Consider the following 23,267-nt stretch of genomic DNA (forward strand, 5'->3'; position numbering starts at 1 on the left):
CAAAACATTCTATTTCAGAAATTGATTTTACTTGAACAGACTGGGAAGTCTGTTATACAGTTAAATTACAAAAAAATAGTCAATTATGGAATTTGGGAAATTACAAGATATAAGAAATGTAGATTTTACGCTACCCGACGACCACCTAGAAACAGAAGCCTTTTTATCAAAATTAGAACCTACACAAAAACCTATTATACGTGTCGCTGCACCTGTTTGGGGAACGCCTGAATGGAAAGGAATTTGGTATCCCCAAAAAGCAAAACCCAGTGATTTTTTATATCATTATTCACGTCAGTTTGATTCTATTGAGCTTAATGTAACCCATTATCAAATTCCACCAACAGAACGAATTTTGAAATGGAAAGAAATGACTCCTAAAGGATTTTTATTTTGTCCCAAGATTTATAAAGGAATTAGCCACCACAAACAACTTGTAGAATGTGAAGAACTGACAGCCGTTTTTTGTGATAGAATGGCACTTTTTGGGGATAGGTTAGGCATTTGTTTTTTACAACTTCCTCCTCATTTTTCGCCACAGAAAGCAGGAGTTTTAATCAATTATTTAGAAAATTTTCCTGTAGAAACTCGTTTGGCTGTGGAATTTCGTAATAAAGATTGGTTTGCCTCAGAATTTAATACACAAGATGAACAAACTAGAGAAGCAGTAAGAGAAGTTTTTTCGGTTATGCGTCGTTATGGTTTTATTGCTCTTATGACCGATGTTGCTGGTAGGCGTGATGTAATGCACATGCGACTGACTTCTGAAACGATGATTATTCGTTTGGTGGGGAATTATTTAGACAAAACGGATTACGAGCGAATGGAAGATTGGGTAGAAAGAATGGACAAATGGGTAAAAGCAGGACTAAAAGAATTTCATTTTTGGCTGCATCAACCTGAAAATATCAAAACGGCAGAAATGGCTGTTTTTCTTATTCAAAAACTTGTCTAGTCCTGAAATAGTGTTACAGGTTTTTAGATAAATTAAATATAGATCAGGCAGTCTTTAGATTGTCTGATTTTTCTTTTTTATACGTTCTTATTCGAATGTTTTCCTCTTGATGTGTTTGTTGTGGTGTTTGCATGTAGAGCGACCAATGAGGTCTTTCTGTATTATAAATTTCCACACTTTGTTTTACCACTTTTTGTAAAAACTTCAAATAAGTTATTTGTGAGTCCAATAAAAACTCTTGTTTTAAAATTCCATTCACACGTTCTGCAACAGCATTTTCGTATGGGTCATAGCATTCTGTCATACTACAACGAACACGGTTTTTAATTAAAATAGTTTGATATTCATCACTACAATATTGAACCCCTCTATCTGAATGATGAATTAGTTCTCGTAAAGGATAGTTTCTGTTTTTCAATGCCATTTTCAAAGCATTTGAACAACCAACTGTTTCTAAACTATTAGAAACATCATAACCCACTATTTTTTTTGAATACGCATCTGTAACCAATGCTAAATACATCGGATTCTCCCTTGTTCCAACATAAGTAATATCACTTACCCAAACTTGCTCTGCTCGTTCAATTTTCAAATTTGCTATCAAATTTCTATGCTTTTTGAAACGATGAAGTGAGTTTGTAGTAACATGATACCTCCGTTTAGGTAAAATAAGAAGATGGTTAGCTTTTAAAATAAAAAATAGTTTATCTCGTCCCACTTTCAAGGCTTTCAAAGGAGCTTCTAAAATATGATAGAGTTTACGAGTACCAACTCTTGGCATTTGCGCTCTAACCTTTTTTACTAAATCAACTACTTTTTGAGCCAACTCTTTACATTTTTTCGTTCGCAATAAAGAGTAATAATACACCCGTCTAGTTATCCCAAGCAATTTACAGGTTTTACTTATACTTGTTGCATGCTGTTCACTAAATGAACTAATTACTTGGGTTTGGAGTTTTTTCGTATCTGAATTTTATATTCCTTTTCTGCTAAATCAATCATCATATCAAACAAAATAGCCTTTTTATCTAAAGTAGATAGCTCTTCTTGTAAAGTAGCATTTTGCTTTTTTAGATGACGAATTTCCTGTTCTTGTTCTATTAAACGTTGTTCTGCTGTTTTCATAGGACGAATTACTTTATAAGAATGATCAAAATTACCATATTTATCAAGCCAATTCACAACTGTTTTTCGGCTCTGAATACCATAATTCCGTTGGGCTTGAGTGACTGTAAAAAGACCTTGTTCAATTTCCTTAACTACTTGAAGTTTGAATTGCATGGTGTAGTCTTTCTGTGTACGTTTAACATATTTACGTTCCATAATAAAATTAGTTGTGTAACACTATATTAGGACGACACAACTGAAAGAAAAAGGATATTCTGATATAAATCCTCCAAAAGAAATTAGAGAAGAAACAAAAAATGATATGCCTTCGCTTTTTTAGATAAAAACAAAAAAATCCTTACAAAACATAAAGTTCTGTAAGGATTTTTGATTTATCAAAAGCTATTTCTTATTGCATTCCACCTGCTGCGCTATATTTTTGAATAGCATCTGTGAATATTGTCTGACGTTTTTTCAGATTATCCAAACGAGTTTGGTCGCTATCAGAGAATTCTAATTTTACATCATTTCCATCATTATCAACTACGATTTTTCCTTCTTCTTTCATAATTGATTTTTTGGCTTCCAAACGCTGAATTTCTTGTGTTGTCATGGCATCTAATTGACGATAAACTGACATCAAAACACGCATCTGAATACTACTACGCTGAACTAAATCACTATAATTAAATTGATTCAAATTATTTTTATAGACAAAATTCAGATTACCCATAGCACGACTAGAAATATCTTCTGCAAGTGCAAGAGCTTTATCATCTGCTTCTGCTAAGTGATAGAGTTGAACAAAATAAGGTTCGTAATAACTATACGGAACATTCATAACAGGTAACTGTTCGAAGGCTTTATCCATCGTTTCAATAGCCATTTTCTTATCTCCACGTTCAAAGTATTCTTGTGCCAAACGGAAATACACTTGACGGAATTGCGCTCCGAATTTTTTGTACTCGTCGTCGTAATAGCCTTCTGTTTGCATTCCTCTAAATTGGAACTCATCAACAGCCTTTTTCATTTCTTCAAAATTAACTTCTCCCAAATCTCCATTACTTTGTGCAGCAATCGGCATCAGACGATACACCATTCCATCCATTTGAAGATATTCTCTCAAGTTAAAATTGATTGTATTGGCAGAAGTTTGATTGAAATAAATCGGACGTTCCCATTTATTGGTCGCAATTAAATCTAATAATAAAAGGTCATTTTTATAAATATTATTTCCTTTAATATCAAATTCCATTCTTTCAACAATACGATCTTCCTTGCCTTTTGGAATAAATCCTTTTGACAAAACAGTTTGCTTATCAATAGCTAATGCAAATTTCTTAGAAAGAAGTTTTCCTGTACTACTTCCATCTTGTAACTGAACCATTACTTGAGGGTCTTCTTTTTTCAGAAGGTCAAGATATAATTCTAAATTAACAGGCGAATTAATATTTTTGTCTTCTGAACCATCTCTATTTCCGATATACATCAAGTAATCATTTTTTCCTTGAATATAATCTTCTCTTTCTAATGAAATTGGAATTGGAGGCGAATCGTTTACTTGGCTTGTCATTTGGTCAGCATACCAGTCTGTCGCAAAGTAACTCAAAACGGCTACCCTAACATCAGTACGGAAACCTTCCACGTCTTGCACATACCAAAGAGGGAATGTGTCATTATCTCCACCAGTAAATAAAATTGCATTTGGCTCACAAGCTGCTAACGTATTTCTAGCTTGATCAACTGACAAATAACGTCCAGTACGATTGTGATTATCCCAACCTTTTACACCCATAATAGTAGGAATAATAAAAGCAACAGCCAACGCAGCACTAGAAGCAGCCATTCCAGAAGTATATTTTTTCAAGAAATTAGCTATGGCAAGCATTCCCAAACCTATCCAGATGGAAAAGGCATAAAACGAACCTACATATACATAATCACGCTCACGAGGTTCGACTGGAGGAGAATTGAGGTAAAGCACAAGACCAATTCCCATAATAAAGAAAATCAAGAAGGTAATCCACCATCCTTTTTGGTCTTTATTGGCTTGAAAAATAAATCCTAAAATTCCTAAGATAAGAGGCAACATATAAAAATTATCTCTTGCTTTATTAGTCGCTAAATCTACTGGTAGTTCTTTTCCTAAATCTTCAAACGGATGAAGCCAGCCAGCTTCCTTATCATCACTTTGTCTTCCTGCAAAATTCCACATAAAATATCGGAAATACATGTGTCCGAATTGATAGGTAAAGAGGAAGTTTATATTATCAGCAAAATTTGGTTTTTCTCCATCTTGTAATTTTAGCCATTGTTTGTAAAGTTCTGGATGATTACCTGTTTGGCTATAAACACGAGGCATAAGCATATTTCCTTTATTGTCGTAAGTAACTTCAAATTTATGGTCATATACTTCATACTTTTCATTTCCTTTACGATACATAGCAGCTCCAATATCCTGTCCTGTACGCTCCGAAGCAAATGTTCTTCCATAGACAAGAGGACGGTCACCGTATTGTTCACGTTTTAAATATGAAACAAAAGTCATTACATCTTCTGGATTATTCTCATCAATAGGAGGATTAGCATTTGAGCGAATCAAAATAAGTGAATAGGTAGAATATCCTATCATTATAAAAGCAAATGACAAAAGAGCTGTGTTTAAAGGTACATTTTGTTTTTTGATAGAATAAAAAATTCCCCAAACAAGTGCAGCAAAAAAAGCAATAGCAAAAAACAATGCCCCTGAACCAAACGGTAAACCAAATGTATTCACAAAAGCAACTTCAAATTTAGCAGCAATAGAAGGTAATCCTGGAATAACACCGTAGGTAATCAAAACTACAATTCCTGTTCCTGCTAAAAAGGTCATTATCCAACCTAATGTACTTTCCGTTTTATATTTTTTGAAATAATAAACATACGCCAAAGCTGGAAGAGCAAGTAAATTCAAAAGGTGAACACCAATAGAAAGACCTACCAAATAAGCAATAAAAATAAGCCAACGGTTAGAGTCTCGCTCATCATCAATACGTTCCCATTTGAAAATTGCCCATACTACAATCGCTGTAAAAAATGACGACATTCCATAAACCTCAGCCTCTGCTGCCGAAAACCAAAACGAATCTGAAAAAGTATAAGCCAATGCACCAATAGCACCACTACCCAAAATCATTATTTTTTCAGCCAGTGTATAATCATTTTCTTGTGCATCTAAACCTTTTTTAAGTTCTGTTTCAGTTTTTGCATCCATTACTTTTTGTAAAGTAGGACGAACAATACGACGAGCAAGCATCGTTATTGTCCAAAACAAAAACAAAATCGAAAAACTACTACACAGAGCAGAAAGCATATTTATCCAAAAAGCTACTTCCAAGACATCTCCTAAAGCAAAGAGAGAAAAAATACGTCCTACAAGCAAAAAGAAAGGCGCACCAGGAGGGTGAGGAGCCATTAGTTTGTATGAAACAGCGATAAATTCTCCACAATCCCAAAAACTAGCTGTGTTTTCAAGAGTGAGTACATAAACAGTAGTGGCAATCAAAAAGATTAGCCAACCTACAATAGTATTAAGACGATTAAAACCCATTTTTTTTACAGTTATCAGTATTTTACAGTTATCAGTTACCAGTTATCAATTATCAGTAAATATACTTTGATAATTAAGTTAATAGTAGTCTGACTTTTTTTAGAAATTTCTTTTCAAGACACGAAGTTACAGTTATCGGTAAACAATTACCAGTAATCAGTTAAAACCAATTCTATAAGAGTAATATGTTTTAAATAAAAGTTTCTTTTCAAGACACGAAATTAATAAAAGTTTGGCAACTACTGTATATAATTGAAATTAAATTATGGTAATTTAGAAAAAATGAGTGTTTTACTTGCCAATCTTAATTTCATTTACTTCTTAATTCTGAAATCTAACTTCTAACTTTGATTTACTCTCCCACAATAACAAAAGCACCCCAATAGTACGGATTTGGGTATAATTTTTTGAGTTCTAGTTGTGCTATTCGTAAGGCTTCTCGTTTTGGTTTTCCTTTTAATATGGCTGTATAAAAATAATTCATGAGCAGTTGGGTAGCATTATCATCCACTTTCCAAAGGGACATCAAAACATTTTTTGCACCTGCTTGACGAAATGCCCTTTGCAAACCATAAACACCCTCTCCTCCCTCCACATCTCCCAAACCTGTATCACAGGCCGACAAGACGACTAATTCTGTGTTTTGCAAATCCAAATTCATTACCTCTTCAGCAGATAAAATACCATCATCGCCTTGTAATTGAGGATTCTGACAGCCTGCAAGTAAAAGTCCACTTCGTAGAAAAGGATTTTTGAGCAAATTTCTGTCTTCTGAATCTTGTAGGTTTTTAAGTTCTGAATCAGAGGGTTCATCAATAAAAAATCCATGTGTAGCAATATGAAGAATGGGAGGAGAATGAAGTTTTTTTATATTTTGTTCGTTGGCTTGTTCATTTTGAAGAAGTAAAGTAGGTATTTTCTTTTTTTGAAATAAAGCATTGATTTGTGAGGTTTCAATTTTTGTTCCCTCTAAAATAGTAACTGATTTTTGATGCCCAATAATACGTTGCAAACCGTTATACTCAGAAACTTCATTTTTTAATATTGGTGTTTTTATAGAATCTGTTTGTATGCCTCGTGTTGTGCTTTTGGTAAAATCTTTAGGTTTTATATTAGGGCGAATATCATACGTAGGATAACCAAAAATATAAACTTGCGTTTGTTTTTTAGCTTCTACTTTGGAAGACAAATTTAATTCTAAAGATAATTTTAAAGGCTTTTTATTTTTTATAACGACATCTGTACTACTTGCCAAAATTTCGATAGGTTGTTCTTCTATCAAATAATCTTCTGTTTGAGTATTATAAAGGCTTTGCAGACTTATTTTGTGATAAATTCCGTCAGGAGAAAAATAAATTTTATTAAATCCTTTTGGATTTATTTTTAGAAGTTCCTCATTGATTGGTTTCCAATAAAAATTATATGAATCTTGGTTATCTAACTCAAAAATCGTCGTATTTGTATAATAATAAAATTCTGTTTTTTCCAATTCATTTCCCTTTTCTAAAACCACCACTTTTACTTGAGAAGATTTAGATTTGTTGGAAGGAATAATTAGAGCTGCATAACTTACTTTACTCTCTTTTTCTACATTTGTACTAGAGTTTTCGTAACGAATCATATCAACCAAAACTTCTTTTTTATCTAATGCTGTTTGAATGGTTTTTAAGTCATGAATTTGATTATGCAAAGGTTGATTTATTAAGCTAGATTTTTTGGAGAGTTCTCTTTCCATTTCATTGATTTGAAGTTCCATTTTAGCTAAATCTATCTTTTCTTTTTTTCTTATTTCTAAAGGTAATTCTATCGCCTTAGAGTAGTTTGTACGTTCTTTTTTCCATTTTTCAAACAAATTTATCAGCGTTGTATCTTTACTTGCCAAAATTTGATTCTGCATTTTTTGAGTAGAAGAAAACAAAATACCTTTAGAAAATAACTGAAGGTTGACCAAATCATCTAAAATAGAATGTTTTGGATTGTGATTATGATATAAAATTGCAAAATCTGTAAAATCATAGATATACTTTTTGAAACTAATACTATACTGTTCTTTTTCATCTTCTGACAAAATAGGAAAAATTAATTTTAACTGGTTTGTTTTTAGCATTGTAGCCTCTTCATATAAAGGTGCTGCTTTTTTATACTCTTTTATTTCCTTATAAAAACTGGCTAAGTTAGCACAAGAATTAGCATAATCAGGATTTTCTTTTCCCAAAACCATTTCACGAATGTTTTTGGCTTCAATATATAATGGTTCTGCCTTGTCATATTCTTTTATTATTTTATAAAAACTAGCTAAATTTTGACACGATTTGGCATACAAAGGATGTTTTTTACTCAAAACCTGTTCTCTTATTTTTTTGGCTTCTATATAAAGAGGTTTAGCCTTTTGATAAACTCTTTGTTTGACATAAAGATTTGCCAAATTATCACAGGTACTGGCATAAGAAGGATGTTCTACTCCTAAGATTTCTTCTTTTATTTTTTTTGCCTCCAAATAAAGTGATTCAGCTTTTTCATATTCTGATAGCGAACTATATAAATTAGCTAGATTATTACACGAAGTAGCATAATCAAAGTGTTTTTTACCTACTGTTTTTTGCCTTATTTTATGTACTTCCAAAAATAATGGCTCTGCTTTTTTATGCAGTCCTTGCTTGAGATAAAGTAATGCTAAATTATTTACCAAAACAGTATAATATCGGTGTTCTTCTCCTAGATTTTTTTTGACAACTTCTTTGGATTCTATATACGCCAGTTCGGATTTTTCATACTTTCCTTTATCAAAATACAATAAAGCAAGATTATTATTACTTGCTGCATAATCCATACTCTCTTTTCCAAATAGTTTTTCACGAATTGATTTTGCCTCTATATACAAGGATTCAGCTTTTTCATATAATCCTTGGCTGTGATACAAAATCCCCAAAATATTACAAGAGGCTGCATAATCACTATTTTCTTTTCCTAAAACAGTCGCTCTAATATTTTTTGATTGAATATAAAGTGGTTCAGCTTTTTCATACAAGCCTTGTATCCGATACACCATTGCTAAATCGTAGGCTGCCGTAGCGTAGAGTGTGTCTTGTTTGCCAAATTGATTTTGAGCTACTTCTAATCCTTTTTCTAAAAAAATAAGAGCTTCTGCATAATTAGATTTTTTCAGAAAATTATTTCCAATACTATCCAATTCTTTCCAAGTAAAAGCATCAAGGCTATCTACTTGTATTTCATTATTTTCTTGAGCATACAAATAATGTGTGCTTTGAAACAGAATTAGCAAAAGTATTACATATTTCATTAGAAGTTGAATAGATTACAATAAAAACATAATTATTTAAAAATACTTCTATTTATTTTTAAGCTCTAATTTATAAAAAAACTTTAGTATCTCTTTTAATAAATTTAGCAAAATAGACACCAACAAATTATAAAGTTAGGACATGGCTTTATTTATTTTTCTTTTGAGCGTAATAATCTTCTACAAACTCACTTATTTTCTGCCCCAAGACTTTATTGAGATTTTCGTAAGATTCAAACGTCCAGCCAGCCACATGAGGTGTCAAAATTACATTTTCCATAGCAATCAATTCTTCAAATTGCTCTTTTTGCAAGTCTGTAAAGTTTTTTAATTTTTCATTTTCCAAGACATCCAAACCAACTCCCTTTAGTTGCCCATTCTTCAAGTGTTTTAAAAGTGAATCTGTATCTACAACTTCTCCCCTTGAGGTATTAAAAAAAAAAATAGGATGCTTAAAAGTGGAAAAGAAATCATCATCAGCAAAGTAAAAATTCCCATTTTCTCCGTTTATTTCATCATCTAATGGAATATGAATCGATACAAGACTAGCCTTTTCTTTCAATTCTTCTAAAGTAACAATTTTTGCAAAGCTATCTTGTATTTTATTTCTTTTATCGAATGCCAAAACTTCACAACCTAAAGCATGCAGCTTTTGAGAAAGTAGTCTGCCTACATTTCCATAACCTATTATTCCAACTGTTTTTCCTGCTAATTCTGTTCCTCTGTTGGCTTCCCTTTCCCATTCAAAATTAGATAGTTGATGCTGTGCCTTCTTAAAATTATTCAATACTGAAAACATCAATCCTAGAGTATGTTCAGTAACAGCATTTCGGTTTCCTTCAGGAGCAGTAAGTAAAGTGATGTCTTTTTTAGCAAGCAATTTTTTGTCTATTCCGTCTGTACCCGAACCTACACGAGCTATAAAAATTAACCCTTTAGTGTAATTTAAAAAATTATCATCAATAGCAAACCTACTTCTTAGGATTAAACCATCAAAATTTTGTATTTGATTTAGAATATCGCTATCTTTCCAGTCAAAAGCATAAGTATATTCTATTTTATTATTTAAAAAGTGAAATTTAAAAGAGTCATGTAGTTTGTCTGCAATAAGTACTTTTAGTATTTTTTTCATAAAAAATTAAATTTTATTTTTAATATTGGTGCTTTTTTTGAGATAATAGAAAATAATTTTGTTATAACAACTACAAATGTAACTTTTTCAAAAAGCCTGTCATTTGTTAAATAAGTGAAAATTTAATAAATTAATATTAATTTTTAGCTGAGAAATCTATTAAATAAATCTACTTTAATTTTAAAATTTATCCTAAATTTACCCTAGACTTTTCCTTTTTAAATCTAAATTATATGTGTTATACAGAAGAACAGTCTGCTAATAATCCAAATCAAGGAAGTATTCGTACTTTTATTGATAAAATCATCACGACCTATGCACAAGAAGATGAATTGATTCGCAATGTAATTGAATCACGTCTTTTTTTAAATGGCATACGACCGACAGAGTACAATAATGATACTCCTGATGATACAAAAATTTTGAGCAAACTCAGTAAAATAGAAAAAGAGTTGGCTAAAATTTTTGACTAAAAAGTTTTAATACGAGATTAAATATATCTATTTACTTTCTACTAGTATGCCCACTACCTCAAATTTATCGAAAACATTTTCATTATGAGGAGCATCATTTTGAAGTTCTGCTGTAAGGTCTTGCCCTGCCCAATGCTGATAATGTTTTCCCTTTAACCATAGCCTAGAACTAGAAACATCATAAATTAAGTTTTTATATGCACACCAAATTTCTGAACGGTCTTGTCCATTTTGAAGAGCAAGTTGAGATTTAGTATAAAAAGGTAGGTTTTCCTTTTCTAAAGGAGATAAATCAGTAGCCATAAACTTCATTAGTATTTTTTTATCAATACAATTTTGTGTAAATTAAGAAACATTTTTAAGAGAAAAAACTTGTAGATTATAATCATCTCTACACTCAACTTCAAAATTATCAATTATTTGAAATGGGCGCAATTATTTTTATTTGGGAAGTAGCCTTACTTAGTTCGCTTTTAGTTTTGCTTTTTATGATGCAAGATTGGAGTGAGTTTGAGTTTTTCAAAAAATATATAGAAAAAAAACAACGCAAAAAAGACGAACTAGCAGCCGAGAAATTATTAGATGATTTGCCAAAAGGAATAACAAGATACAAAGAGAAAGAAATTTCATAAAAGTAAAAAATACTAACAACTCAAAAACCATTTCTATTATACAGGAATGGTTATTTTAATTAAGCAACACTTTATTACTAGAAACAGAAAATCTATAAATTTTATAAAATGACTCGCAAAATTACTAAATCTTCTCAAAATTTATATTTCTTTTATTGTGAGTAAAATAATTGTATGTATTTTTGAACCGTGAAAGAACGCATTGTAATTATACCGACCTACAACGAAATCGAAAACATCGAAGCTATTATTCGTGCCGTATTTTCGTTGGAACTTCCGTTTCACGTCCTCATTATTGACGACGGTTCGCCAGACGGAACAGCTTTGAAAGTTAAAGAACTTCAAAAAGAATTTATTGATTCTCTTCATATCGAAGAGCGCAAAGGCAAGCTAGGCTTAGGAACAGCCTATATTCACGGTTTTAAGTGGGCTTTGCAACACGATTATCAATTCATTTTTGAAATGGATGCCGACTTTTCGCACAACCCAAAAGATTTAGTTCGTCTTTATAATTCTTGTGCCACAGAAAATGAAGAGGGAATTAGAAATGATGTAGCGATTGGTTCTCGTTATGTGCAAGGTGTAAATGTCGTAAACTGGCCTATGAGCCGAGTTTTGATGTCTTATTTTGCTAGTATTTATGTCAGAACAGTTACAGGAATGCCTATTCACGATGCAACGGCTGGCTTTAAATGTTATCGCAGAGAGGTTTTGGAAACGATAAATTTGGATACTATAAAATTTGTCGGTTATGCCTTTCAAATAGAAATGAAATTTACAGCTTGGAAATACGGTTTTATGGTGGGCGAAGTTCCTATTATTTTTACAGACCGAACAAAAGGAACATCAAAAATGTCGTCAGGGATATTTAAAGAGGCTTTTTGGGGGGTTGTTCAAATGAAAATTAATAGTTTTTTTAAGAAATATAATAGATAAAGTCAGAAGTCAGATTTAAGAAGTTAGAAGTAAATACAAATTAAAACCTATTAAGTAGTTATAAAAAATTAATAATACATATAACTGATTAGCGAGTGATTTATATAATTTGGCTTCGCCGAGCTATCGGTTTTAAGATGAAATTTAATATAAATACAAACAAAAATAATAATATCGTTTTAATACTTATTTAATTTTTATTGTATTATCCTGTAATTATCATAAAAATCACTTGCTAATAATGTCTTACTTATAGTACTGGACATGAGTTAAATTTTTGACAAAAAAAGGACAGAAAGAGTTAATTTAGAAGTGTGAAAACCAAAAAACTCTATTCCGTCCTGCTGAACAAATATACAAAGGAATTTTCAGATATTCCTATCCATTATGTTCACGCTACTTTGTTGCTTATTAGCTGTATTCTGATAAAAGAAACTGTTAATCTAAACAAATTAAAAAATCAAGTAGGTATTTTTTTAAATTCTCCTACTGTTCAAATTGATTCTCATTATAAACGGCTTACTCGTTATTTTTTGGATGTCTATGTTCAAAAAACACTATGGAAGCTGATTCTAGTTTTTAGTATAGGCTCTTTTTTGAATAGAAAAGACATAAAAAAAGAAATTTTCTATCTAGCTATGGATGGTAGTGTTTGGCAATTAGGGGAATATACCTATCATGTTTTGGTCTTAAGTGTTATTTATAGAAAAATGGCTATTCCTATTTTTTGGATCAATTTAGAACGAAAAGGTAGTTCTACTGTTGCTCATCGTAAAAGTTTATTAGCATCGGCTTTATTGTTATATCCTTTTTTAAAAAGATTTACAATTTTAGCTGATAGAGAGTATAAAGGTAGAGTTTGGTTTAGGTATTTAGAAGAACAAGGATATACTTACATTATTCGTCTTTGTAAGGGAGATTATCAATTAGAAGTTAAAAAATACCACAGCTTACTTAAAAAAGCTAAATCAGGCAAACTAGTAAGCCAAGAATTTGAAACTGACTTTGCAAAAAAACTAAAAATAGTGATTTCTTATAATGCTCAAGCAGCAAAAGAAAGTGAAAAGTTTGTCATTTTATTAACCAACAAATATCGTTTAACAAAGGAGAAAATTAGTGCTATCTATTATCTCAGATGGAAAATAGAGTGTTTATTTAGACATTTGAAAACAAATGGATTTCATTTAGAGGAGTTAGGAATGGTAAACCCAAGAAAAATTCGTGTTCTAATGGCATTAGTAATTGCATCTTTTTTACTCTGTATCTTAGAAGGAGTAAAAACAAAACAAAGAGTAAAAAAAGACAATGAATCCTTTTACGAGTCTGTTTTTAGAATCGGATATGGAAAAGTAGTATTTTATGCTACTTCTATAGACAAAATATTAAAAATAATAACCCAATTAGTGCAAAAATCTAAAACTCAAAATACAACCTAAATTAACACATGTCCAGTACTGTATGTCTTACTACTTATTCATACTCTTTCTGAAAAGCTCCATTTTTCAAAATTACAGTCTGAATTTTATTGACTTTGGCTTCATTGGAAAGTAATTTTATTCTTGAGCTATAATTGGTATCGTCAAAAACTATATACTTCATTTTAATGTTTTTGAGTTCTGCTAAGGTATAAATCGGATTATTGCTTATCCAAACTATTTCTATATTGTCTAATTTGGGGAGAAATTTCGTTTCTTTTTTCAGCCTTTTATTCCACAACAAAATCGTTTTATTGTTCCAAAGAATGATTTTTCCTCCATTCCAATCACGAATTTGTACTATTTCACTTTTTACTTCTTCTTGATAAACAGAATCCAAGTTAATAAGGCTATTTTCTATTTTTCCATTTGAAAGCAAATCTCCAGTAAGCCAATAACTTTGAGCTTCTTTATTATAAAAACTTGCCGAATCTAAAAGTGTAACACTTCTTCTTCCTTCTTGCAAACTAAGAGCAAAACCTTTTCTTATCTGATAAAAAACCAGTCGTTTTTGATTTTCTGCATCTATATTTTTGTATAAATTTACTCCAAAAAACAGTAAACTACACAGCAGAGAAAAGTATAAGAAAATCCTTCTTGGCAAAACAAAAAACCAGAATAAACCTATCAAAAGCGCATATAAAAGCATACTTTCAGCAAAATTAATTCGGATATTCTCCAAAACTGAAACAGGCAGTTTTTCTATCCCAAAAACTAAATAATTGACAGCTTGTATAATAAATGACAAAGCTATTCCTAAAAAAGAACTGATTGTCATACTCAAAAAACTAGACAAAATCACAGCTATTGCACCACACAAAATCACAATCGCAGCAGGAATAACTACAAATCCTGAAAGCCAAAAATAAGTAGGAAATTGATGAAAATAATACAGACAGATTGGAAAAGTAATAAGTTGTGCAGCTATCGAAACGGTCAGTAACTCCCAAAAATACTTGATAATTTTGTTAGGAGGAGTATAAACTTTTGCTAACTTGGGTTGAATAAGTACAATTCCCAAAACAGCTAAATAAGAAAGCTGAAAACCAACTTCAAAAAGCATATACGGACTAGCAATCAGCAAAATAAGTGCAGAAAGAGCCAAGTTATTATAAATATTTGAACGCTTGCTAAACGTCTGACCAATCTGAATAATCGCAAACATCACCGAAGCACGCAGCACAGAAGGAGAAAGCCCTGTAAGAAAAGCATAACCAAACAAAACGCTCAAAATCAGAAACAAATAAAGGTATTTCGTTCTTTTATCTTTCTTCAAAAATCCAAATATAAAAGCGATTAACCAACTCAAAATACCCACATGCAATCCCGAAACAGCCAAAACATGGGTTGCACCAGCAGAACGATAAGCATTTTGTACTTCATTATCAAGACCATCTCTGATTCCTAAAAAAAGTGCGCTTGCTACACCATAACTCTGTTTTGAAGGCATCGTTTCTCTCAAAATACTATCCGAATACATCCGAAAATCAATCGCTTTTCTACGAAATTCTTGTAGAAGTGTTAAGTTACTTTGAGATTCAGATTTATTTTGATTATTTACTAAAACAACATCATACGAATTGATAAAATCTTGATGCCAAATATAATGGTATTTTAAGTATTTTTGATAGTCAAAAGAAGACGGATTTTCGGGTGGATTGGTCAGAATAGGAACACCTTTTATCAATAGTTCATCGCCAAAATTATAAACCTTGTCGGTATTATTTATGAAACTTGTATCGTTTAGAAATTCATTTTTTTTGAGATAAACCAATACTTTTCCTTCTGCAAGTTGCCACGTTTTTTCAGTACGGATTTTTTCTATTTCAAATTCAAATTTATACGATTTTTCACGTTCTTGAATCTCTGAAACGATTTTTCCTTGATAAGCTAAAACTGTTTTTTTGTTGTTTTTTAGGTGTAAAGGGCGTTCTTTTGGCTCTACATGCGAAACCAAAGACATTCCCATTCCTACAAAAACGGTCATTAAAGTCAGTAAATGAAACCAAGAAAAATGAGTTTTTGCAGTAGCTCTCAATAAAAAATGAAGTCCCAAATAAGCCACCGAAAAAGTAGCTAAAATTCCCAGTGAAAAAGCTAAACCAATTTGAGAATATTCGCCTATTAAAATCCCAATAATCAACGCCAAAACAGGGCGTATAAGTGGGTACGAATCCCAGCGAAAAAGAGGTTTGTCTCGTGGATTCATAGTTTATTATTAGGATTTGGAGTTTATTTTAAATTACAACCGTCGTTGAGGTTCAAATGAAACCGTCAACGAGGATTTTTATTTTTTTTCTTGAAAACTAATTTTTTCTACAAATTTATCATACGTTTTTTTTTCTTCTTTTGGATAACGAATTTCAAAAGAACGAAAACCAGTCGGCGTTTTTTCTGTACGCAGATAATATACTTTTCCATTCTCAAATCCAGAAATCACAAAGAAATTAGGTTTGATTTTGTCATTGAGGGTTTGATATTCTACCTTTCGACTTTGAGAAATATATTCTTTTTCCTCTTGTAAGGTTCTATTTTGTCCGTTTACGCTACCCCAAACTAAGAGTTCTATTTTTCCACCATCAATATAAAAAATCTGTCCATCATTACTCTTCGAACTTCCAAACGGCTCAAAAGCAGCAGGATAATCCAAACAATACTCAAAACGCTCATTGCAATAGGTGGATTGACTAGAACAAGAAAGAATTGTAATAGGAAATAAAAACAAAAAAAGATATATAATTATTTTAATTTTCATATCTTAAAATTATGGAATATTTTTGATAACTGGAAAATTATTATTCAATCTACCAAAGTTTCTTTCAAAACTCTCTTAACTTTTTTGATTGTCTTTTTTCTTAGTCTTCCTACTTTTTTTACGATTCTACTCTCATCGACTGTTCTAATTTGGTCAATGGCAATAGAGTTTTTCTTTCCTTTTAGCTTAAAATTAATTCTAGTAGGGTATTTTCTGCGTTTTGAAGTAATTGGACAAACAATTAGAGTTTCTAAAAGCTCATTACTATCATTTGGAGAAATGATTACACAAGGTCGTATTTTTTGGCTCTTCCGACAATTTAGCGATAATTTTGTAATTTAGCTTTCCTATGGATACTACTACAATAGAACTATTATTAGGATTTTCAGATTTTTCAGTAACAGAAATAGAGTCTTCTAAAGAGCGTTTGACTATTTATGGAGAAAGTAATTTGGAAGAATCTATGTGTCCGCACTGCTTAAAAAAGTGCAAAAAAGTAACTTCTACTTCGGAACGTATTATTCGTGACCGAAATATTTTAGATAAAGAAGTTTTTTTACACTTAACTTCTCGTCAATTTCATTGTGAAGATTGTGGTCGTTATTTTCAAGAAGTCTTTAGTTTTGTATCTAAGCATAAAAACCAAACGCATCGTTTGGAAAAATATCTTTATTTATGTTTGAAAGACAGTAGTTTCAAGGAGGTTGCTATCCGAGAAAACATACTTTGGGATGTTTTAAACGGTATTTTTAAACGATACAGTCAACGTGAAATAGACGAACACTTAGATTACTTCCCCAAACGTTTAGGTATTGATGAATTTGCCTATAAAAAAGGAAAAAAAGAGTATGCTGTAGTTTTGGTAGATTTAGACACAGGTTTGGTTTGGGATATTTTAGAATATCGCAATAAAGAGTATTTAAAGAGTTATTTTTTAGCTAAAGGAGAGGCTTTTTGTAATGGTATTGAAGTATTTTCTTGTGATATGTGGGAGGGATTTTCCACTACAGCAAAAGAAGTATTTCCTCATGCTGATGTAGTAATAGATCGCTTTCATTTTTTTCAACACTGTAACAAAGTACTAGATAAAATTCGTAAAGAATTGCGACGAAAAGATGCTAAAAATGTGCATTTCAAGCAAATTAAATGGCTTTTATACAAGGCTTGGAAAGACCTTACTGCTAAAGAAAAACGAATTTTACTGAAAGCATTTAGGTTTAGTTCTGTGCTTAGAGAAGTTTATTTTATAAAAGTAGAATTACAAAATATATTTAATACTGATTTAAGTAGACAAGAAGCTCAGAAATTACTAGATCAATGGATAGAAGCAGCTCAAAAAATAAATCATACAGCTTTGAATAGATTTATAGGTACATTTAATTCTTGGAAAAATTATATTATTAATTACTTTGAAACTAGGTGTTCTAACGGAATTGTAGAGGGAGTTAATAATAAAATTAAGACCATCAAAAGGAATGTATATGGCTTTAGAAACTTTCAAAATTTGAGAGCCAGAATGATAGTCAAATTTATATAATCGCTAAATTGTCGGAAGAGCCTATTTTTTTTATTTCACTACCCTTTGTTGGGTTCAAATTTACAATGACTATATCGTATTGTTTCATTTTTGATGATTGAATTGAATCATAATTACAACATAACTACACAAAAAATATTATTATTCAAAATAATCTAGTTTTTTTCAAAGCATTCTCTTTTTTGCTATTTCAAAGTACTCTTTATCAAGTTCATAACCTACAAAATCTCTTTTCAACTCCATACAAGCTACTCCAGTAGAACCACTTCCCATAAAAGGGTCTAAAACAGTTTGGGCTTCAAAAGTAATTAGTTTTACTAAATGCTGCATCAGTTCAACAGGCTTTAGAGTCGGATGAAAATTAAAATCATCTTTCTTTTGTCTTACCTTTGGCACTAAAAAAAACTTATCATAACCATCTTCAAAAGCATCTGTTCGGATAATATTTGCAGGAATCCTTCCTTTTTCATGAGGATTGTGTCCTACTTTGCCTTCATTCTCTTGGAAAGGAATCCTAGTTTCTTCAAAATTTAAAGCACCTGTTCCATATTTTATAACATTTTGAGCTACTTTTAATCCTTCTTCAATTGGTTTTTGAATCAAAATAATAGGTTCATAAGCAGGCTTGAGTCCTAGTCCTGCGCCATCATATTTTTTTCCTAGTTCAGAACTTGGGGATAATTTGTGATGTTTATCTGTTTTATAACTTTCTGCTCCGTCTTTTTTGTAGCCTTGTACGTATTTATACTCTCCTATTTTTTCACTTTCTACACCTAGTTCTTTATCTACTGAAAGTCCGACATTTCTGCTTTTAGGCATTCCATTGAGATACGACCAAAATAAAACATCTTTTATCAAAAAACCACTATCTTCTAAATCAACCATAAGTCGATGCATCAGCCTAACCGAACTAAAAACTAATCCAAAACTACCAAATTTCATTTTTTTGAAACTATTTTTCCATACTTTTTTATTTGGCAAACTCTTATCCCACTCATTTTTTTGGTAAGAAATACCATACGGAGGGTCAGTAATAAGGGCATCGATAGAATTATCTTCTATTTCTTTTAGTTGGTGTGAACTTTTATTGTGGAGTTGAGGCATTTTTATAAATATCATTGATGGTTGTATGAACTTACTCTAAACTATTCTTTATATCTTTTAAAAGGCTTTAAATTAGGATATATTGTCTCGTCCTGAAATAGCGTTACAGGTTTTTAGATAAATTTCATGAAGTCCCCATCTAGTCCAAGATAAAATCTTGAACTAGAAACGTATTAAAAAGACCTCTCTACCTTTCCAAAAGAAATATAGAGAGTTTTTTTGGGTTTAAGATTTATAATTATTCAAATCTACAGTTACAATATCTATTATTTCAGAAAGATGTTCAAAGTCTTTATCTGTGGTAATTAAAGTAAGATTTAAAATTTTTGCAGTAGCTGCAATCCACAAATCGTGTTTCCCCATATTTCTAGCAGAAAAAGACGATTTTTTGCCTTCCCATTCCCTCAAAATCCCTTGACTATATGCTTCTAGTTTTGCAAAGGTTTCTACAATTTCTGTAACATTTATATCTGCAACCAAAAAATTATCTAGTAGTTTAGCTAGTTGTTCTAATTTGTTCTTACCCCATTTGTTGCGATAAGCAATAGATTTTATTTCTCCCAAAGAAACAACAGAAATAAGTAAATTATTCTCACTTGAAAACAAATCTAAATCTTCCTCTAACCTTTGCGTTATTGTCGTATTTCGAATGTAAGTCAGTAGAATATTTGTATCAAGAATATAATTTTTCACTTAAATATATTTATAATATTGGATTAGATTAGTCTAGCATTTCTAAAAGCTCATCTAATGGTTCTGTAATTTGAATGGCATTTGCTTGTTCAAAAAAACTCTGCTTAGAAATAGGCTTATAATTTTGTTCTTTAATTAAAGTTTCAACGCTAATTTCTTTTCTCATAGGTCGTACTACCTTATCCCATATATCTTGCTGACCCATTTGGGCTTCTAATTGAGCTAGTAATCGTTCATTTTGTAACAGAACAATTTGCTGTATAAGATTATATTTTCGTTCCTGTATCATAGATGTTCAGTTTTTATTCCTTTTTTATTTAAAGAACGACGTAAATGATAATTGGGTTATATAAGTTGTTGATATTGACTACATCAACAACTTATAAAATTACTACAAAGGCAAATTCCCATGCTTTTTCCTTGGCAAAGAATCTACTTTATTTTCTAGCATTTTGAAGGCACGAAGTAATTTTTGACGTGTTTGTTCTGGCAAAATCACTTCATCAATATAACCTCTATGCGCTGCACGATACGGATTAGCAAATTTTCGGTTGTATTCGTCTTCTTTTTCTTTTAGCTTTTCAGCAGGATTTTCGGCTGCTTTAATTTCATTTTTGAAGATAATTTCGGCTGCTCCTTTTGCTCCCATTACGGCAATCTCTGCATTTGGATAAGCATAATTCATATCTGCGCCAATGTGTTTTGAGTTCATTACGTCATACGCACCTCCGTAAGCCTTGCGAGTAATGACCGTAATACGTGGAACAGTTGCCTCACTAAAAGCATATAAGAGTTTTGCACCGTCAGTAATTACCCCATTCCATTCTTGGTCTGTCCCTGGTAAAAATCCTGGAACATCTACAAAAACAAGCAATGGAATATTAAAAGCATCACAAAAACGAACAAAACGAGCTGCTTTTTTACTTGCATCAATCGTCAAACAACCTGCTAAATTTGAAGGCTGATTCCCTACAATTCCGATACTACGTCCACCAATTCTACCAAAACCAACTAAGATATTTTCAGCATAATTTTTATGTACTTCTAAAAAGCTATCTTCATCTATCGTTCCTTCAATAATTTCACGCATATCATACGGCTTATTGGCATCTTCAGGAACAATGTCATTCAAAACAGGACGGAGTTCGTCGTCTTTTGGTTCATAAGGATAAACTGGCGCAATTTCTTCGCAGTTTTGAGGAATATAAGAGATAAGTTTTTTCAAATTTTCAATACATTGAACTTCGTTTGCACACGAAAAATGAGCTACACCACTTTTTGTACTGTGCGTACTTGCTCCTCCTAATTCTTCGGCAGTAACTTCTTCATGCGTAACCGTTTTGACGACATTTGGTCCCGTTACGAACATATACGAGGTATTTTCTACCATCATAATAAAATCTGTAATGGCAGGAGAATAAACAGCACCACCAGCACAAGGTCCCATAATGGCAGAAAGTTGAGGAATTACGCCTGATGCTCTTGTATTTCTATAAAAAATATCTGCATAACCAGCCAACGAAACAACACCTTCTTGAATCCTTGCACCACCAGAGTCATTTAGACCAATAATAGGCGCACCGTTTTTCATTGCCAAATCCATCAATTTACAAACTTTTTCGGCATGTACTTCTGAAAGTGAACCACCAAAAACAGTAAAATCTTGCGAAAAAACATAAATCAAACGCCCACTTACCGTTCCATAACCAGTAACGACACTATCGCCCAAATAATGTTGTTTGTCTAATCCAAAATCTTTGGCTCGGTGCGTCACAAAACGTCTAATTTCTTCAAAAGAACCTTCATCTAAAAGTAGCTCTATGCGTTCTCTAGCTGTTAGTTTTCCTCTTTTGTGTTGTGCATCAATACGATTTTGTCCACCACCGAGCATTGCTTCTGCATTTTTTCGGTCTAAGACTTCGTTTGGAGTATTTCCGTTGTATGGGTTTTGTTGGCTCATGTGTTTGTTTTATATTTTTAAAATTCTTAATGACTTTTTGGTAGAATTAGCGAGTGATTTTTTATGATTAATAGGATAAATACATAATAATAAAGAATTATAAAAAGACTATTTATATAAAAATCAAATTCGTAATTCGTAATTCGTAATTCGTAATTCTAATACTACTTTTCTTTAAAAACAATACGAATCGGCACACCTTCAAAACCAAAATGGTCACGTATTTTGTTTTCCAAAAATCGTCTGTAAGATTCTTGAACGTGTTGAGGATAATTGGTAAAGAAAGCAAACAAAGGTGCACTTCCTTGAAGTTGCGTAATGTATTTGATAGAAATATTTTTTCCACGATGAACAGGTGGTGGCGTTCTTTTAATATCTGGTAATAATACATTATTGAGTTTTGAAGTAGAAATTTTTGCACTTCTTTTTTCATACACTTCAATCGCTTTTTCTATACTTTGAAAAACTCGTTGTTTGGTTAGCATTGAAGTAAAAATAATTGGAATCCAAGAAGCTGTTCCCAGTCTTTCCTGCATTTCTAATGTATATTCATGTGCCGTTTTGGAATCTTTTTCTACCAAATCCCATTTATTGGCAATAATAACAACTCCTTTGTGTCTTTCTACTGCCAAACGTATTAAAGTCAAATCTTGTCCTTCTAGCTTTTGAGTGGCATCCACCATAATGATAGAAACATCACAATCATCCAACGCCTTCAAAGAACGCATCACTGAATAAAATTCGATATTTTCTTTTACTTTTGCTTTTCTTCGCATCCCTGCTGTATCAGTCAAGATAAACTCTTGTCCGTAGGCTTTGTAATGTGTATCGATAGAATCTCTTGTCGTACCCGAAACATCTGAGACGATTGTTCTTTCTTCTCCTAAAAGGATATTCAAAAATGAAGATTTACCAACATTTGGGCGACCTAAAATAGCTATTTTTGGCAATCCTTCGTTTGGATTTTCTTCTCCTACTTCTTCAAAATTTTTGACTACTTCGTCTAATAAATCACCTGTTCCTGTTCCTGTTTGAGAAGAAACACAATATAGTTCGCCAATTCCTAAATTATAAAACTCGGATGCGCTTGTTCTGTGTTCAAAGGTTTCTACTTTATTTGCTACTAAATAAAGAGGTTTTTTTGAACGTCTTAATACTTTTACAAATTCTTCATCAAGAGGACTAACTCCGACGTGTGTATCAACCATAAATAAAATTACACTGGCTTCTTCCATAGCAATTTCTACTTGTTCTCTTATGGCTTTTTCAAAAACATCTTCTGAACCAACAACATAACCACCTGTATCGATGACTGTAAAAAATTTGCCGTTCCATTCACTTTGTCCGTAATGCCTATCTCTAGTAACGCCACTTTCATCATGCATGATGGCTTTTCTTGCTTCAACTAAACGATTAAAAAGAGTAGATTTACCGACATTTGGTCGTCCTACGATGGCTACAATATTTGACATAATTTATTTTTTAAGGAAAGTTAATTTCCTATTTTTTACCTAAAACCAACCTTTGGTTTTTACTTTTTCTATTAATCTACAAAATTACATAACTCTTTTGGACTTCTAAAATTGATTGAGTAGTGTTTGGGAAATAGTTTACTTGT

At 31.7% G+C, this 23,267-nt stretch carries 20 protein-coding genes; 6 read left to right on the forward strand and 14 right to left on the reverse strand.

The window, feature by feature from the left end; genetic code table 11:
- The first annotated feature begins 85 nt into the window (after positions 1–85).
- Complete coding sequence (locus tag ACE193_RS09975; protein WP_375562830.1) at positions 86–955, forward strand: DUF72 domain-containing protein; 870 nt, start codon at positions 86–88, stop codon at positions 953–955.
- 43 nt (positions 956–998) lie between these two features.
- Here ACE193_RS09975 and ACE193_RS09980 read toward each other — a convergent pair whose 3' ends face one another.
- The 5 genes from ACE193_RS09980 to ACE193_RS10000 form a co-directional block, all read right to left on the reverse strand.
- A complete protein-coding gene (locus ACE193_RS09980; RefSeq protein ID WP_375563340.1) occupies positions 999–1,895 on the reverse strand; it encodes an IS3 family transposase in 897 nt (298 codons plus the stop codon).
- Positions 1,895–2,278 carry a helix-turn-helix domain-containing protein gene (locus tag ACE193_RS09985; protein ID WP_375559769.1) on the reverse strand — a complete coding sequence of 128 codons (384 nt, stop codon included), beginning with the start codon at positions 2,276–2,278 and terminating at the stop codon, positions 1,895–1,897. Before ACE193_RS09985 ends, ACE193_RS09980 begins: the two co-directional genes overlap by 1 nt.
- Before the next feature lie 193 nt (positions 2,279–2,471).
- Complete coding sequence (locus ACE193_RS09990) at positions 2,472–5,651, reverse strand: DUF2723 domain-containing protein (protein WP_375562831.1); 3,180 nt, start codon at positions 5,649–5,651, stop codon at positions 2,472–2,474.
- Between the two features lie 352 nt (positions 5,652–6,003).
- Positions 6,004–8,952, reverse strand: a complete 2,949-nt coding sequence (locus ACE193_RS09995) for a tetratricopeptide repeat protein (protein ID WP_375562832.1) — start codon at positions 8,950–8,952, stop codon at positions 6,004–6,006.
- Between the two features lie 148 nt (positions 8,953–9,100).
- Entirely contained in the window at positions 9,101–10,084 is a 984-nt protein-coding gene (locus tag ACE193_RS10000; RefSeq protein ID WP_375562833.1) for an NAD(P)-dependent oxidoreductase, read from the reverse strand.
- Between the two features lie 233 nt (positions 10,085–10,317).
- Here ACE193_RS10000 and ACE193_RS10005 point away from each other — a divergent pair, with 233 nt between their 5' ends.
- A complete protein-coding gene (locus tag ACE193_RS10005; protein WP_375562834.1) occupies positions 10,318–10,557 on the forward strand; it encodes a hypothetical protein in 240 nt (79 codons plus the stop codon).
- A 27-nt stretch (positions 10,558–10,584) separates the two neighbouring features.
- On the opposite strand, the gene ACE193_RS10010 is transcribed toward ACE193_RS10005, so the two are convergent.
- Positions 10,585–10,860: a cytochrome b5 domain-containing protein gene (locus tag ACE193_RS10010; RefSeq protein ID WP_375562835.1), complete on the reverse strand. Its 276-nt coding sequence runs from the start codon at positions 10,858–10,860 to the stop codon at positions 10,585–10,587.
- Between the two features lie 122 nt (positions 10,861–10,982).
- On the opposite strand from ACE193_RS10010, the gene ACE193_RS10015 reads away from it, so the two are divergent.
- From ACE193_RS10015 to ACE193_RS10025, 3 genes are all read left to right on the forward strand, one after another.
- Positions 10,983–11,189: a hypothetical protein gene (locus ACE193_RS10015; RefSeq protein ID WP_375562836.1), complete on the forward strand. Its 207-nt coding sequence runs from the start codon at positions 10,983–10,985 to the stop codon at positions 11,187–11,189.
- A gap of 189 nt (positions 11,190–11,378) precedes the next feature.
- Positions 11,379–12,125, forward strand: a complete 747-nt coding sequence (locus tag ACE193_RS10020) for a polyprenol monophosphomannose synthase (RefSeq protein ID WP_375562837.1) — start codon at positions 11,379–11,381, stop codon at positions 12,123–12,125.
- Between the two features lie 314 nt (positions 12,126–12,439).
- On the forward strand, positions 12,440–13,561 hold the full coding sequence (locus tag ACE193_RS10025) for a transposase (protein ID WP_375559008.1): 1,122 nt from the start codon (positions 12,440–12,442) through the stop codon (positions 13,559–13,561).
- Positions 13,562–13,595: 34 nt separating this feature from the next.
- Here the strand turns inward: ACE193_RS10025 and ACE193_RS10030 are convergent, their stop codons facing one another.
- The 3 genes from ACE193_RS10030 to ACE193_RS10040 form a co-directional block, all read right to left on the reverse strand.
- A complete protein-coding gene (locus ACE193_RS10030) occupies positions 13,596–15,809 on the reverse strand; it encodes a ComEC/Rec2 family competence protein (protein ID WP_375562838.1) in 2,214 nt (737 codons plus the stop codon).
- Positions 15,810–15,887: 78 nt separating this feature from the next.
- Positions 15,888–16,355: a hypothetical protein gene (locus tag ACE193_RS10035; protein WP_375562839.1), complete on the reverse strand. Its 468-nt coding sequence runs from the start codon at positions 16,353–16,355 to the stop codon at positions 15,888–15,890.
- 44 nt (positions 16,356–16,399) lie between these two features.
- On the reverse strand, positions 16,400–16,693 hold the full coding sequence (locus ACE193_RS10040) for a type II toxin-antitoxin system PemK/MazF family toxin (protein ID WP_375563354.1): 294 nt from the start codon (positions 16,691–16,693) through the stop codon (positions 16,400–16,402).
- Between the two features lie 11 nt (positions 16,694–16,704).
- Here ACE193_RS10040 and ACE193_RS10045 point away from each other — a divergent pair, with 11 nt between their 5' ends.
- Complete coding sequence (locus ACE193_RS10045; protein ID WP_375560648.1) at positions 16,705–17,892, forward strand: ISL3 family transposase; 1,188 nt, start codon at positions 16,705–16,707, stop codon at positions 17,890–17,892.
- Positions 17,893–18,057: 165 nt separating this feature from the next.
- Here ACE193_RS10045 and ACE193_RS10050 read toward each other — a convergent pair whose 3' ends face one another.
- From ACE193_RS10050 to der, 5 genes are all read right to left on the reverse strand, one after another.
- A complete protein-coding gene (locus ACE193_RS10050) occupies positions 18,058–18,996 on the reverse strand; it encodes a DNA-methyltransferase (protein WP_375562840.1) in 939 nt (312 codons plus the stop codon).
- A gap of 225 nt (positions 18,997–19,221) precedes the next feature.
- Complete coding sequence (locus tag ACE193_RS10055) at positions 19,222–19,689, reverse strand: type II toxin-antitoxin system VapC family toxin (protein ID WP_375562841.1); 468 nt, start codon at positions 19,687–19,689, stop codon at positions 19,222–19,224.
- Between the two features lie 28 nt (positions 19,690–19,717).
- Positions 19,718–19,978, reverse strand: a complete 261-nt coding sequence (locus ACE193_RS10060) for a hypothetical protein (RefSeq protein ID WP_375562842.1) — start codon at positions 19,976–19,978, stop codon at positions 19,718–19,720.
- Positions 19,979–20,080: 102 nt separating this feature from the next.
- Complete coding sequence (locus ACE193_RS10065) at positions 20,081–21,649, reverse strand: acyl-CoA carboxylase subunit beta (RefSeq protein ID WP_375562843.1); 1,569 nt, start codon at positions 21,647–21,649, stop codon at positions 20,081–20,083.
- Positions 21,650–21,813: 164 nt separating this feature from the next.
- Entirely contained in the window at positions 21,814–23,121 is a 1,308-nt protein-coding gene (der, locus tag ACE193_RS10070; RefSeq protein WP_375562844.1) for a ribosome biogenesis GTPase Der, read from the reverse strand.
- Positions 23,122–23,267: the final 146 nt, after the last annotated feature.

This window comes from Bernardetia aquimarina (assembly GCF_042180575.1).
In the GTDB taxonomy this organism is placed as follows: Bacteria; Bacteroidota; Bacteroidia; order Cytophagales; family Bernardetiaceae; genus Bernardetia.

Coding starts and splice junctions, on each gene's coding strand:
- ACE193_RS10030 (WP_375562838.1), bottom strand. CDS start 15,809: ATGAATCCACGAGACAAACCTCTTTTTCGCTGGGATTCGTACCCACTT.
- ACE193_RS10010 (WP_375562835.1), bottom strand. CDS start 10,860: ATGGCTACTGATTTATCTCCTTTAGAAAAGGAAAACCTACCTTTTTAT.
- ACE193_RS10035 (WP_375562839.1), bottom strand. CDS start 16,355: ATGAAAATTAAAATAATTATATATCTTTTTTTGTTTTTATTTCCTATT.
- ACE193_RS09985 (WP_375559769.1), bottom strand. CDS start 2,278: ATGGAACGTAAATATGTTAAACGTACACAGAAAGACTACACCATGCAA.
- ACE193_RS09990 (WP_375562831.1), bottom strand. CDS start 5,651: ATGGGTTTTAATCGTCTTAATACTATTGTAGGTTGGCTAATCTTTTTG.
- ACE193_RS10050 (WP_375562840.1), bottom strand. CDS start 18,996: ATGCCTCAACTCCACAATAAAAGTTCACACCAACTAAAAGAAATAGAA.
- ACE193_RS09975 (WP_375562830.1), top strand. CDS start 86: ATGGAATTTGGGAAATTACAAGATATAAGAAATGTAGATTTTACGCTA.
- ACE193_RS09995 (WP_375562832.1), bottom strand. CDS start 8,952: ATGAAATATGTAATACTTTTGCTAATTCTGTTTCAAAGCACACATTAT.
- ACE193_RS10015 (WP_375562836.1), top strand. CDS start 10,983: ATGGGCGCAATTATTTTTATTTGGGAAGTAGCCTTACTTAGTTCGCTT.
- ACE193_RS10000 (WP_375562833.1), bottom strand. CDS start 10,084: ATGAAAAAAATACTAAAAGTACTTATTGCAGACAAACTACATGACTCT.
- ACE193_RS10045 (WP_375560648.1), top strand. CDS start 16,705: ATGGATACTACTACAATAGAACTATTATTAGGATTTTCAGATTTTTCA.
- der (WP_375562844.1), bottom strand. CDS start 23,121: ATGTCAAATATTGTAGCCATCGTAGGACGACCAAATGTCGGTAAATCT.
- ACE193_RS10005 (WP_375562834.1), top strand. CDS start 10,318: ATGTGTTATACAGAAGAACAGTCTGCTAATAATCCAAATCAAGGAAGT.
- ACE193_RS10065 (WP_375562843.1), bottom strand. CDS start 21,649: ATGAGCCAACAAAACCCATACAACGGAAATACTCCAAACGAAGTCTTA.
- ACE193_RS10060 (WP_375562842.1), bottom strand. CDS start 19,978: ATGATACAGGAACGAAAATATAATCTTATACAGCAAATTGTTCTGTTA.